This is a genomic window from Gordonia sp. (in: high G+C Gram-positive bacteria), from assembly GCF_012515855.1.
Taxonomy (GTDB): Bacteria; Actinomycetota; Actinomycetes; order Mycobacteriales; family Mycobacteriaceae; genus Gordonia.
In genome coordinates, this window is the sequence record NZ_JAAYXO010000228.1 from 1 (window position 1) to 12714 (window position 12714).

Here is a 12714-nt window from a genome sequence, read left to right on the forward strand (position 1 = left end):
AAGTCGGGAACCCTGACCTACCAGATGATGTACGAGCTGCGTGACCTGGGCTTCTCGACTGCCATCGGCATCGGCGGAGACCCGGTCATCGGCACCACGCACATCGATGCGATCGAGGCCTTCGAGAACGATCCGGAGACCAAGCTCATCGTCATGATCGGTGAGATCGGCGGCGACGCCGAGGAGCGCGCGGCGGATTACATCAAGGCCAACGTGACCAAGCCGGTCGTCGGCTACGTCGCAGGCTTCACCGCCCCCGAGGGCAAGACCATGGGCCACGCAGGCGCCATCGTCTCGGGCAGCTCCGGCACCGCCCAGGCCAAGAAGGAGGCCCTCGAGGCCGCAGGCGTCAAGGTCGGCAAGACGCCGAGCGAGACCGCCGCACTGGCACGAGAGCTCTTCGAAGCCCTCTGATCGACCACTGAGTTCGTCCGCTCGGACGAACTGAGCAGTACCCGGCGCCCCGGCGCGGCAGCAATGCCGTGCCGGGGCGCAGTGCGTTGCGCGATACTTGATCGGTGATAACGGAATTCGTGTCCGGCGCGGTGACTCGCGCCCTCGGTGTGCCGCGAGCGGTGATCCGCGGTGTGCTCTCCGAAGCGATCGATTTTCTCACCGAGGAGGTCGACCTCACCGAGGTGTTGCTGTCGGCCCTCGACCTGGACCGCGTCCTGCAGTCGGTCGACTTGCAAGCGGTGGTGTCGAGACTCGACCTCGACGCGGTCGTCGCCGGAGTCGACCTGCAGCGGGTGATCGAGGCGATCGATCTTAATCCCGTGCTCGCTCGGTTGGACTTGAATCCGGTGTTGGCTCGGCTCGACTTGAATCCGGTGCTCGAGAAGGTCGACATCGGGGCGATGGTCGCGCGCGTGGATCTCGACAAGGTGGTCGCGACGGTCGACATCGACGCCGTGCTGGAACGCGTGGACCTGGTGACCGTCGGCAATCGCGTGGTCGACGGCGTCGACCTCTCGTCGATCGTGCGCGATGCCAGTGCCACCGTCACCACCGAGATGATCTCGGACGTCCGTTCGGGCAGCGAACGGGCCGACGACGCCGTCGAAGGATTCGTCAATCGTGTCCTGCGGCGAAAGTCCGACGACGATGACTGACACGAGCGACGCCGACCAGAGGAGCGCAGGCATCGTCAGTCGATTCATCGCCGCCGTCCTCGACGTGGTGGTGGTGATGTCCGTGCTGGGTGCGGGCTATCTCGCGACCGCGTTCGTCCTGTTCACCATGGACATCAGCAACTTCGCCTTTCCCCAGGTGGGCTGGTGGTTCACCACCACCGGCTTCCTGGCTGTCGCGTTCGGCTACCTGACCCTCTGCTGGGCCGCGTCGGGGCGGACGATCGGCGCAGTGATGATGGGGCTGCTCGTGGTCCGGCGCAGCGGCAAGCGGCTGCACTTCGCGCAGGCGGCGCTGCGCGGCGCGGCCTGCGTGCTCTTCCCGATCGGGCTGTTCTGGGTGGCGGTGTCGGCCAAGCGGTTGTCGTTGCAGGACGTGGCCCTGCGGACCAGGGTGATCTATCACTCCGAGTGAGCTCTCCAACGCCCTCTTGCTCGGTTGATGCACCGGAGTGAATCCCGACGGACTGTCCGAGTCGGGTGGTTAGATACGAAGATGACGAACCCGCAGTTCCCAGGACAATCCGGCCCGCAGGCGCCGAGCGAAGGCGCCTACGGGCCGCCGGGACCCGCGTCGCAGCAGTGGTCGCCCGGTGAGGGATTCCAGACGCAGAGCATTCCCCAGCCGGGCGCACCCCAGCCGGGCGCACCCCAGCCGGGCGCACCCCAGCCGGGCGCACCCCAGCCGGGCGCACCCCAGCCGGGAGGGCCTCAGCAGGGCGCACCCCAGCCGGGGCCGTATCCGCCTTCGGGGTTCGCGCCGATGCCTCCGGCGCGACAATCGGTGATCTCCCGCCTTCCGATGCCGATTCTGCTCGCACTCGGCTCGGCAGTGGCCGGCGTGATCACCTTCTTCATGGGTTTCCTCGGGTGGATCAGCGTCTCCGAAGACATCGAGCGCCAGTCCGACAAGTGGGCTGCCGACCTCAATGGGACCCTCGACGTCCCGGCATATCTGAGCCCGTCCCTGATCCTGAGCCCGGGCTGGTTCTTTCTCATCCTCGGCACCGTCGCCGTTGCCAGCGCGGGCTTGATCGCACCGAGGTGGCGAGGCTTTCTTCCGTACCTGGCGTTCATCAGTGTCTTCGGCTGGCTCGGACTCCTGGTCTGCGCCGTGGCGCTGCCGCCCTTCGTCGGCCTCGGCGCCGGCGCGTACATCGGGCTGATCGTCGGCTTCGGGCAGGCGGCGCTCCTGGTGGTCGCCGCGGTGCTCGAGGGCATGCAGCAGCCCGCGGGGCCGCCTCCGGGCGGTCCCGGTGCGCCCGTCGGTCCGATGGGGCCGCGGCCCGGCGTCTGAATCGCCCATTCGTCGCGGCGGTAGGGGATCATCGGAGGCATGTCAGCACCGACCCCTCGATCCACGCGACCCACCGAACGTCCGGACGCCCCGTCGCTGATCGACGCCGTTCTGGACCCCGGTACGTGGCAGTCGTGGGATCCGCCGGGCGAACCGGAGTCGGTGCTGACCGGCAGCGGTACCGTGGGCGGTCGTCGCGCCGTGCTGGTCGTCAGTGAGTTCGGCTTCTCGGGTGGTTCGATCGGCGCCGCGGCCGGCGGTCGGATCGTGGTCGCGATCCGTCGCGCGACCGACGACGGACTGCCGGTGCTTGCTCTTCCAGCGTCGGGTGGCACCCGCATGCAGGAGGGCACACCGGCGTTTCTGCAGATGGCGGCCATCACCGCGGCCGTGAACGAGCACCGGGCCGCGGGCCTGCCCTACCTGGTGTATCTCCGTCATCCGACCACCGGCGGAGTCTTCGCGTCGTGGGGTTCGCTGGGCGATGTGGGCTGGGCGCAACCCGGCGCGCTCACCGGGTTCCTGGGGCCCAAGGTGTACCAGGGGATCTACCGCGAACCGTTTCCGGCCGGTGTCCAGAACTCCGACAATCTGCACCGACTCGGCTTCATCGACGACGTGTTTCCGCCGGTGGAACTCGGAGCGCGCTTCGGGCGGGTGCTCGCGGCGCTCGACGCGACGTCGGAGGTGACGCGATCTGCGGTCGCCGGCCCGCTGGCGTCGCCGGTCGACGACGCGTGGGCGGCGGTCGAGGCGACGCGACGCGACGATCGCCCCGGGCTCGTGGAACTCACCGCACATCTGGGCGCGGTGCCACTGGCGGGCGCCGGGCCGGTCCGCGTCGGCCTGGCTCGCCTCGGCGGACGTCCGACCATTCTCGTCGGGCAGGACCGCCGCGTGCAGGCAGACGGCGAGCTGATCTCCGCCGATGCGTTGCGGGTGGCTCGACGAGCGGTCGCCCTCGCCACCCGGTGGCGGCTGCCGCTGGTGACCGTCGTCGACACCAGCGGGGGCGAACTCTCCGTCGCGGCGGAGGAGTCCGGGCTGGCTCGGCAGATCGCGCACTGCACGGCGGAGCTGCTGGCAGCTCCCGTCCCGACCGCATCCGTGCTGTTGGGACAGGGGACCGGTGGCGCGGCGCTGGCGATGTTCCCCGCCGACCTGCGCGTGGCAGCCACCGACGCCTGGTTGTCGCCGCTTCCACCCGAAGGCGCGAGCATCATCATGCACGGCGACACCGAGCATGCGCCGCAGATGGCCCGGGAGCAGCAGATCTGGGCTCGGGAACTGTCCGAGGCCGGACTCGTCGACGTGCTGGCCGACACCCTCGACGACGTGGTTGCGGCGCTGGACGCCTGGGCGGCGGCCGATCAGGCACCCGACCTCGGCGGCCGGATTCGCGTCGGGCGGTAGAGTGCGGAGCGCTATGCCTTCTGACCTCCCTTCTCCCCAAAAGGATTCTCCCCAGGCGGATTCGCTTCAGCGTCCGGCGACGCGCCGCGAGCAGGCCAAGGCCGCTCGCCGCGTGGAGATCCTCGCTGCGGCCGCGCGCCTGTTCGCGCTGCGCGGATACGGCGGCGTGCGGTTGGAGGACATCGGCGCGGAGGTCGGGATCAGCGGTCCGGCGATGTATCGGCACTTCGAGTCCAAGTCCGAGCTGCTCGACACCATCCTGGTCGACATCAGCGAGCGGTTGCACGCCGGAGGAGTGGCGGCAGCTGCCTCCGAGGGCACGCCCGACGACCGCCTGCGGCGACTCATCGAGTTTCACATCGACGTCCTGGTGACTCGACCCGACCTGATCAGCGTGCAGGATCGCGATCTGTTCTCGTTGTCGGACGAAGCGCGCTATCGCGTGCGGTCGCTGCAGCGCCGCTACGTCGAGGAGTGGGTGGGCGTGCTGATGGAGCACGCCCGGACTCGCGGCGTCGAGGTCGAGCCGGTGGAGGCGCGCGTGCGCGTCCACGCGACCTTCGGTCTGCTGAACTCCTCACCGCGACTGCCGGACTATCCCCGGGACCGCCTGCGCGGACTGCTCACCGCGATGGCGCTGGGTGCCCTGTCGGGCTGACCCGACTCCCTGCTCGACCGATCTCCGTAGCGGATGGTGGCGCACAGCCACCATCCGCTACGGAAATCAGCGCTGCCGTTTCTGCTGCGGCACAGGGGACTCCGCGATCCTCGACGAATCCACTGGCATATGTGGCTGCGATCACCTATCCTAATTTCAGTTAATGGAAGCTAACTGAAAGGCGGGTATCGCGGTGACGACCTCAACCGATGCGCACCAGGCCAACGTCGACGAGCTGCGGACCCGGCTGCTGGCCGCGGCGCAGGGCGGCGGCGACAAGGCTCGCGAACGTCATCTGTCGCGCGGCAAGCTCCTCCCACGCGACCGCATCGACGGGCTCATCGACCCGGGATCGCCGTTCCTCGAGGTGGCCCCGCTCGCCGCGCACGAGATGTACGACGGAAAGGCACCGGCGGCGGGCGTCGTGGCGGGCATCGGTCGGATTCACGGGCGCGAGTGCATGATCGTCGCCAACGATGCGACCGTCTCCGGTGGCACCTACTACCCGATCACGGTCAAGAAGCATCTGCGCGCGCAGGAGATCGCCTCGCAGAACCGCCTGCCCTGCATCTACCTGGTCGACTCCGGCGGCGCGATGCTGCTGAACCAGGAAGAGGTGTTCCCCGACCGCGAGCACTTCGGTCGGATCTTCTTCAACCAGGCCAACATGAGCGCCGCGGGCATCCCTCAGATCTCCGCGGTTCTCGGGTCGTCGACCGCGGGCGGCGCCTACGTCCCGGCGATGAGCGATGAGACCGTGATCGTCCGCAACCAGGGCACCATCTTCCTCGCCGGCCCGCCGCTGGTGAAGGCGGCGACCGGCGAAGACGTGACCGCCGAAGAACTCGGCGGCGGAACCATGCACTCCACGGTCTCCGGCGTCACCGACCACCTGGTCGACAACGACGAGCAGGCGCTGGCCAAGGTTCGCGAGATCATCGCGACTCTCGGACCCCGCGACCCTGCGCAGTGGGAGACCTCCCCGACCCGTGCTCCGCTGCGCGCCCAGAGCGACATCTACGACGTGGTCCCCACCGACCCGCGCATCCCCTACGACGTCCGCGAGGTCATCGAGATCCTCTCCGACGGCGGCGAGTACACGGAGTTCAAGGCGGGCTACGGCACGTCGCTGGTGACCGCCTTCGCCACCGTGCACGGGCACCCGGTCGGCTTCGTCGCCAACAACGGCGTGCTGTTCAGTGAGTCGGCTCTCAAGGGCGCGCACTTCATCGAACTGTGCGACCAGCGCCGCATCCCGCTGATCTTCCTGCAGAACATCACCGGCTTCATGGTCGGCCGCCAGTACGAAGAGGGCGGCATCGCCAAGAACGGCGCCAAGATGGTCAACGCCGTCGCCTGCGCCCGCGTGCCGAAGCTGACCGTGATGATCGGCGGCTCCTTCGGTGCGGGCAACTACTCGATGTGCGGCCGGGCCTACTCGCCGCGCTTCCTGTGGATGTGGCCCAACGCCCGAATCTCGGTGATGGGCGGCCCGCAGGCCGCCGACACCCTGGCCACCGTCCGCCGCGGCGGAATCGAACGGTCGGGCGGCACCTGGTCGGCGGAGGACGAGGAAGCCTTCAAGCAGCCGATCCGCGACCAGTTCGAAGAACAGTCCGACGCCTACTACTCCACGGCGCGGCTGTGGGACGACGGCATCATCGACCCCGCTGACACCCGCACCGTGCTCGGTCTGGCTCTCGAGGCCTGCCGCCGCGCCCCGCTCGCCGATCCCGCCTACGGCGTCTTCCGGATGTGAGAGACGAGAACATGAACACTGCGCATACCAACATCACCCGCACCCGGAACATCCGCAAGGTCCTCGTCGCCAACCGCGGCGAGATCGCCTGCCGCGTGATCTCCACCCTCCACGACATGGGCATCAAGTCGGTCGCCGTCTACTCCGACGCCGACGCTGAAGCACCGCACGTGAAGGCGGCCGACGAAGCCGTCCGTCTGGGCCCCGCGGCCGCGACGCAGAGCTATCTGCGGATCGACGCCGTCATCGAGGCCGCACGCCTCACCGGAGCCGACGCCGTCCACCCCGGTTACGGCTTCCTGTCTGAGAACCAGCAGTTCGCCACGGCCCTCGCGGACGCCGGCATCGTCTTCATCGGACCGCCCGCCTCTGCGATCGCGACGATGGGCGACAAGATCACCGCCCGCGCCGCCGTGACCGCGCGCGACGTCCCGGTGGTGCCGGGCATCTCGCGGCCGGGCCTCACCGACCAGGAACTCATCGACGGCTCCGAAGGAGTCGGCTTCCCCGTGCTGATCAAGCCGAGCGCGGGCGGCGGCGGCAAGGGCATGCACCGCGTCGAGGATCCGTCGGGTCTGCCCGAAGCGCTCGCGACGGCACGCCGCGAGGCCGCGTCGGCCTTCGGCGACGACACCCTGTTCCTCGAGCACTTCGTGCTGACCCCGCGTCACATCGAGGTTCAGGTCCTGGCCGACGAGCACGGCAACGTGATCCACCTCGGCGAACGCGAGTGCTCGCTGCAGCGTCGCCATCAGAAGGTGATCGAAGAAGCTCCGTCCGCACTGCTCGACGAGGCGACGCGCGCCCGGATCGGTGCCGCCGCCTGCGACGCCGCCCGCAGCGTCGGCTACACCGGCGCGGGCACCGTCGAGTTCATCGTCTCGGCCACGAAGCCCGACGAGTTCTTCTTCATGGAGATGAACACGCGTCTGCAGGTGGAGCACCCGGTCACCGAGATGGTCACCGGCGTCGATCTGGTGGAGCAGCAGGTCCGCATCGCCCGCGGCGAGAAGCTCTCGCTGACGCAGGACGACATCGTCCTCACCGGGCACGCGGTGGAAGCGCGCGTCTACGCCGAGGACCCGGCGCAGGGCTTCCTGCCGACCGGTGGCACCGTGGCGCGGCTCTCGTGGCCGCGCTCGGCCGGTTCGGTGCGCATCGACAGCGGCATCGCCGCCGGATCGGTGATCGGCAGCGACTACGACCCGATGCTCGCCAAGGTCATCACCTACGGCGCCGACCGCGCCGAGGCCCTCGACCGCCTCGACGAAGCACTCGCCGAGACGCGACTGCTGGGCGTGGTCAGCAACATCGACTTCTGCCGCCACGTGCTGGCCGACCAGCACGTCCGCGACGGCGTCCTCGACACCGAACTGCTCGACCGCATCGCCGCCGACTACGCGGCACCCGCGGCCGATCCGCGCGCGCTCGTCGCCGCGACCCTCGGCGCCCTCGACCTCGGCGATCCCGACGACCTGTGGTCGTCGGCCCTGGCCTTCCGCGTCGGCGCGCCGTCGCCGGTGATTGCGCGGCTGTCGGAGGCCGGGCGGGTCTACACGGTGTCCGCGGAGGTCGCGCGGGCGCACGCCGGCTCGCAGCACGGGGTCGTCGACGCCGCGGTCACCATCGACTTCGTCGACACCGACCGCGACCCCTGGCAGGCCGACGTCCGCCTCCGCCAGGTGCGTCCCGGCGTGTTCGACCTGGTCTTCGACGGTCGGTCGCGCCGCTGGGAAGTGGTGGTCGACGAGCGAACCGGTCGCCGCTGGGTCTCCGGGCAGCCCGGAACCTGGATTCTGGAGACGGTGCGCGCGCTGTCGGAGCACGATGAAGGGGCTGCTGCGGGCGGCGTCATGAGCCCGATGCCGGGCACCGTGGTCGCCGTCCCCGGCGTCGACGGCGACGAGGTCGCGGCAGGCGACGCACTGGTGGTCGTGGAGGCGATGAAGATGGAGCACACCCTGCGCGCCCCGATCGACGGAATTGCGTCGATCAAGGTTCGCGTCGGCGACAAGGTGGACGCTCAGCAGTTGCTGGCGCTGGTCCAGCAGCCGGACTGATCGCCACCCTCACCCGAACGAACTCTTCTTGAAGAACTACTGACAACAGAGGAACTGCACTCACATGGAACTCACGCAGGAATACACCGACCTGGTGAACACCGTCCGCGACTTCGCGCAGCAGGTGGTGGCCCCGGTCGCGGCCAAGCACGACGAAGAGAAGTCGTTCCCGTACGAGGTCGTCGCGCAGATGGGCGAGATGGGCCTGTTCGGGCTCCCGTTCAGCGAAGAGTTCGGCGGCATGGGCGGTGACTACTTCGCCCTGGCCCTGGCTCTGGAAGAGCTGGGCAAGGTCGATCAGTCGGTCGCGATCACCGTGGAGGCCGGCGTCGGCCTCGGCGCGATGCCGATCTACCGTTTCGGCACCCAGGAGCAGAAGGAGACTTGGCTTCCGGATCTCCTCGCGGGTCGCAAGCTCGCCGGCTTCGGTCTCACCGAGCCCGGTGCCGGTTCAGACGCCGGAGCCACCGCGACCACCGCGCGCGACGACGGCGGCGAGTGGGTCATCAACGGCGGCAAGCAGTTCATCACCAACTCCGGCACCGACATCACCTCGCTGGTGACGGTCACCGCGGTGACCGGCGAGCGCGACAACGGCAAGAAGGAGATCTCGACGATCATCGTGCCCGCGGACACGCCGGGATTCACTGCCGAGCCCGCGTACAACAAGGTCGGCTGGAATGCCTCCGACACGCATCCCCTGAGCTTCGACGACGCCCGCGTGCCGCGCGAGAACCTCCTCGGTGAGCGCGGCCGCGGGTACGCCAACTTCCTCTCGATCCTGGACGAGGGGCGCATCGCCATCGCCGGCCTGGCCACGGGCGCCGCCCAGGGCTGCGTCGACGAGTCGATCAAGTACGCCAAGGAGCGCAAGTCGTTCGGCAAGCCCATCGCCGAGTTCCAGTCGGTCTCGTTCGCGATCGCCCGCATGGAGGCCCGCGCGCACGTCGCCCGGATGGCGTACTACGACGCCGCGGCCAAGATGCTCGCGGGCAAGCCGTTCAAGAAGGAGGCCGCCATCGCCAAGATGATCTCGTCGGAGGCCGCGATGGACAACGCGCGGATGGCCACCCAGATCCACGGCGGCTACGGCTTCATGAACGAGTACCCGGTGGCACGTCACTACCGCGACTCCAAGATCCTGGAGATCGGCGAGGGCACCACCGAGGTCCAGCTCATGCTGATCGCTCGCGCGCTGGGACTGCCCGCATGACCCCCGGCGAGGACGCCAGCGAGGACGCCGCCAAGCGCGTCACACAGCGTGGGCTCTGGTTCGAGGAGTTCGAGGTCGGGACCATTTATGAGCACCGGCCCGGGCGCACCATCACCGAGGCCGACAACACCTTCTTCACCACGCTGACGATGAACACGCAGGCGTTGCACCTGGACGCTGCGTGGTCGGCCACGCAGCCCGGCTTCGGCGGGCAGCGGCTGGTGAACTCGATGCTCACCCTCTCGACCATCGTCGGACTGTCGGTGGCGCAGTTGACGCAGGGGACCCTGGTGGCCAACCTCGGCTTCCACGAGATCGCGTTCCCGGCGCCGATGTTCGCCGGCGACACGCTGTACGGCGAGACCGAGTGCACCGGGAAACGGCTCAGCAAGTCGCGTCCGGGCGAGGGGATCGTCGATCTCACCCACATCGGTCGCAATCAGGACGGCGTCATCGTGGCCCGCGCGGCCCGTTCGACGCTGGTCCGCGTGCGCCCCGAGGAGGCATGACGTGTCCGATCAACAGAAGACGTCCGATCAGCAGATGTGGACGCCCGCAGGCCCGGCTCTGCTGTTCTGCCCGGCCGACCGACCCGAGCGGTACGCGAAGGCCCTCGACCGTGCCGACATGGTGATCCTCGACCTCGAGGACGCCGTCGCGCAGGTCAACAAGGCCGACGCGCGTGAGGCGCTGATCGCGAATCCGGTGGCCGCCGACCGAGTGATCGTGCGGATCAACCCCGCGGGGACCGTCGAACATCAGCCGGACCTGGACGCCGTGCAGGCGACGCCGTACCGCCTGGTGATGCAGGCCAAGGTGGAGTCGGCTGCGCAGCTCACCGCGCACGGGCTGCCCACCATCGCGCTCATCGAGACCCCGCTCGGCGCGGTGCGCGTGGAGGAGATCGCCGCGGCGCCCAATTGCGTCGGCCTGATGTGGGGCGCGGAGGACCTCGCTGCGGGCATGGGCGGAACGTCGAGCCGGTTCGGCGACGACGAGCCGAACCCCGGCACCTACCGCGACATCGCCCGGCACGTCCGCGCACGTGTCCGCCTGGCCGCAGCGGCCTTCCGCGTCGCCGCGATCGACGCGGTGCACATCGACATCGCCGACGTCGACGGCCTGGTGGCCGAGGTGCGCGACGCCGTGGCCCAGGGTTACACCGCCACCGCGTGCATCCATCCCAGCCAGGCCGCACACATCCGCGACGGGTACGCGCCGTCTCCCGAACGCATCACGTGGGCGCGCGCGGTGATGGAGGGCGCAGTGGCGCACGACGGCGGCGTCTTCGCCGTCGACGGCCAGATGATCGACGGCCCGGTGATCGCCCAGGCCAAGGCAGTGCTGTCACGCGTCACGAACCTCGGCTGACCTCACTGCTTCGAATAGTTTTCCCGCCCGCCTGTAACCCGCCCGCCTGAAACCCGCCCGCCTGAAACCCGGAGGACACCATGACCGGACCTGCCGACTCCGCCCTGTCGTATGCGGCGGGGGAGAGCCACCCGCCACTGCTGACCCAGACCATCGGGGCCACCCTCGCCGCGACCGCCGCGAAGTTCCCCGACTCCGACGCGTTGATCGACGCCGCCGTCGACCGCACCTGGACCTACGCGGAGTTCCGGCGCGATGTGCTCGCGCTGGCCGCCGGACTGCTGCGCCACGGCGTGACGCCGGGCGACCGGGTGGCGCTCTGGGCGCCGAACCGGTTCGAGTGGGTGCTCACGCAGTTCGCCGCCGCGGAGATCGGCGCGATCCTGGTGGTGGTCAACCCGTCGTACCGCCGTCACGAACTCGCGTACGCGCTGACGCAGTCGGGCACGTCTCTGGTGTTGTCGGCCGAGCGCTTCCGCGACTCGGAGTACGCGGTGATGCTCGACGACGTTCGCGATCAGGCACCCGACCTGCGCGAAGTGGTGCTGTTCGAGTCGGAGACGTTCGCGCAGATGCTGACCGAAGCGTCGGCGGACGAGCTGGCGAAGATCGCGGAGATCGCCGCCGGGCTGCGCCCGGAGGATCCGATCAACATCCAGTACACGTCGGGGACCACCGGCTCGCCCAAGGGCGTCACCCTGACGCACCGGAACATCGGCAACAACGGCTACCTGGTCGGCTCGCTGCTGGAGTACACCGACGCCGACCGCATCTGCCTGCCGGTGCCGTTCTACCACTGCTTCGGCATGGTGATGGGCAACCTCGCGGCCATCGCGTTCGGTTGCACGATGGTGATCCCCGCACCGGGCTTCGATGCGCGCGCCACTCTCGCCGCGGTTGAGAAGTATCGCTGCACCAGTCTGTACGGCGTCCCGACGATGTTCATCGCCGAGTTGGCGCTGTTGGACGCCGGCGAGAAGTTCGACCTCTCGTCGCTGCGCACCGGCATCATGGCGGGGTCGCCGTGCCCGGAGCAGGTGATGCGCCGGGTGATCGACGAGATGAACATGTCGCAGGTGTCGATCTGCTACGGGATGACCGAGACCAGCCCGGTCTCGACCCAGACCCGGATGGACGACGCGCTGGATCTGCGCGTCAGCACCGTCGGTCGCGTCGGGCCGCACCTGGAGATCAAGATCGCCGACCCGGTGACCGGCGAGACGCTGCCGCGCGGTGAGACCGGTGAGTTCCGCACACGCGGCTACTCGGTGATGACCGGGTATTGGAACGATCCGGAGAAGACCGCCGAAGCCGTCGACGAGGACGGTTGGATGCGTACCGGCGACCTCGGCGTGATGGCAGGCGGTGACGGCGAGGAGGCGGGTTACGTCCGCATCACCGGCCGCATCAAGGACATGGTGATCCGCGGCGGCGAGAACATTTACCCGCGCGAGATCGAGGAGTTCCTCTACACCCACCCTGACATCGTCGACGCCCAGGTGATCGGGGTGCCCGACGAGAAGTACGGCGAAGAGTTGATGGCGTGGGTGCAGTTGCGGGAGGGCGCCCCCGAGGTGACCGTCGAGACCATCCGCGAGTTCGCGACCGGCAACATCTCGCGCCACAAGATCCCGAAGTACGTCCACGTGGTGGAGGCTTTCCCGATGACCGTCACCGGCAAGGTCCGCAAGATCGAGATGCGCGAGCAGTCGATCGAGTTCCTGGGCCTGGAGTAGCCGCCAGTCCTGGCCCGCCTCCGTTGGTCGAGGGCGAGCGGGCGTGTCGGGACTGCGGTCCCACCTCCGTTGGTCGA

At 68.9% G+C, this 12714-nt stretch carries 11 protein-coding genes and 1 pseudogene; all 12 read left to right on the forward strand.

The genetic code is table 11. The features are described 5' to 3' along the window. Nucleotides 1-414, forward strand: a pseudogene (locus tag GX543_RS16525) (succinate--CoA ligase subunit alpha); the annotation flags it as partial. A 104-nt stretch (nucleotides 415-518) separates the two neighbouring features. Further along, the gene (locus tag GX543_RS16530) at nucleotides 519-1112 is read left to right on the forward strand and encodes a hypothetical protein (protein WP_290853536.1); all 594 of its coding nucleotides are present in this window, start codon (nucleotides 519-521) and stop codon (nucleotides 1110-1112) included. Next, nucleotides 1105-1545, forward strand: coding sequence for an RDD family protein (locus GX543_RS16535; RefSeq protein WP_290853537.1), 441 nt, complete (start codon nucleotides 1105-1107; stop codon nucleotides 1543-1545). The genes GX543_RS16530 and GX543_RS16535 overlap by 8 nt, the downstream gene beginning before the upstream one ends. 81 nt (nucleotides 1546-1626) lie before the next feature. Then, nucleotides 1627-2427 (forward strand): DUF5336 domain-containing protein, encoded by an 801-nt coding sequence (locus GX543_RS16540; RefSeq protein WP_290853539.1) that lies wholly within the window; start codon nucleotides 1627-1629, stop codon nucleotides 2425-2427. Nucleotides 2428-2466: 39 nt separating this feature from the next. Then, nucleotides 2467-3840 carry a carboxyl transferase domain-containing protein gene (locus tag GX543_RS16545; RefSeq protein WP_290853540.1) on the forward strand — a complete coding sequence of 458 codons (1374 nt, stop codon included), beginning with the start codon at nucleotides 2467-2469 and terminating at the stop codon, nucleotides 3838-3840. 13 nt (nucleotides 3841-3853) lie between these two features. Beyond that, the gene (locus GX543_RS16550; protein ID WP_290853541.1) at nucleotides 3854-4498 is read left to right on the forward strand and encodes a TetR family transcriptional regulator; all 645 of its coding nucleotides are present in this window, start codon (nucleotides 3854-3856) and stop codon (nucleotides 4496-4498) included. 187 nt (nucleotides 4499-4685) lie between these two features. Continuing rightward, nucleotides 4686-6257, forward strand: a complete 1572-nt coding sequence (locus GX543_RS16555) for a carboxyl transferase domain-containing protein (RefSeq protein ID WP_290853549.1) — start codon at nucleotides 4686-4688, stop codon at nucleotides 6255-6257. Between the two features lie 11 nt (nucleotides 6258-6268). Beyond that, a complete protein-coding gene (locus tag GX543_RS16560; protein WP_290853543.1) occupies nucleotides 6269-8317 on the forward strand; it encodes a biotin carboxylase N-terminal domain-containing protein in 2049 nt (682 codons plus the stop codon). 64 nt (nucleotides 8318-8381) lie between these two features. Further along, a complete protein-coding gene (locus tag GX543_RS16565) occupies nucleotides 8382-9530 on the forward strand; it encodes an acyl-CoA dehydrogenase family protein (protein WP_290853545.1) in 1149 nt (382 codons plus the stop codon). After that, nucleotides 9527-10039, forward strand: a complete 513-nt coding sequence (locus GX543_RS16570; RefSeq protein ID WP_290853546.1) for a MaoC family dehydratase — start codon at nucleotides 9527-9529, stop codon at nucleotides 10037-10039. The genes GX543_RS16565 and GX543_RS16570 overlap by 4 nt, the downstream gene beginning before the upstream one ends. A 34-nt stretch (nucleotides 10040-10073) precedes the next feature. Then, a complete protein-coding gene (locus GX543_RS16575; protein ID WP_290853550.1) occupies nucleotides 10074-10901 on the forward strand; it encodes a CoA ester lyase in 828 nt (275 codons plus the stop codon). A gap of 80 nt (nucleotides 10902-10981) precedes the next feature. Then, nucleotides 10982-12637, forward strand: a complete 1656-nt coding sequence (locus GX543_RS16580) for an AMP-binding protein (RefSeq protein ID WP_290853547.1) — start codon at nucleotides 10982-10984, stop codon at nucleotides 12635-12637. The last annotated feature ends 77 nt before the right edge of the window (nucleotides 12638-12714 follow it).

Bases quoted from the DNA above. Each gene is read 5' to 3' on its own strand.
- GX543_RS16570 (WP_290853546.1), top strand. From the start codon at position 9,527: ATGACCCCCGGCGAGGACGCCAGCGAGGACGCCGCCAAGCGCGTCACA.
- GX543_RS16545 (WP_290853540.1), top strand. From the start codon at position 2,467: ATGTCAGCACCGACCCCTCGATCCACGCGACCCACCGAACGTCCGGAC.
- GX543_RS16560 (WP_290853543.1), top strand. From the start codon at position 6,269: ATGAACACTGCGCATACCAACATCACCCGCACCCGGAACATCCGCAAG.
- GX543_RS16535 (WP_290853537.1), top strand. From the start codon at position 1,105: ATGACTGACACGAGCGACGCCGACCAGAGGAGCGCAGGCATCGTCAGT.
- GX543_RS16540 (WP_290853539.1), top strand. From the start codon at position 1,627: ATGACGAACCCGCAGTTCCCAGGACAATCCGGCCCGCAGGCGCCGAGC.
- GX543_RS16575 (WP_290853550.1), top strand. From the start codon at position 10,074: ATGTGGACGCCCGCAGGCCCGGCTCTGCTGTTCTGCCCGGCCGACCGA.
- GX543_RS16580 (WP_290853547.1), top strand. From the start codon at position 10,982: ATGACCGGACCTGCCGACTCCGCCCTGTCGTATGCGGCGGGGGAGAGC.
- GX543_RS16565 (WP_290853545.1), top strand. From the start codon at position 8,382: ATGGAACTCACGCAGGAATACACCGACCTGGTGAACACCGTCCGCGAC.
- GX543_RS16550 (WP_290853541.1), top strand. From the start codon at position 3,854: ATGCCTTCTGACCTCCCTTCTCCCCAAAAGGATTCTCCCCAGGCGGAT.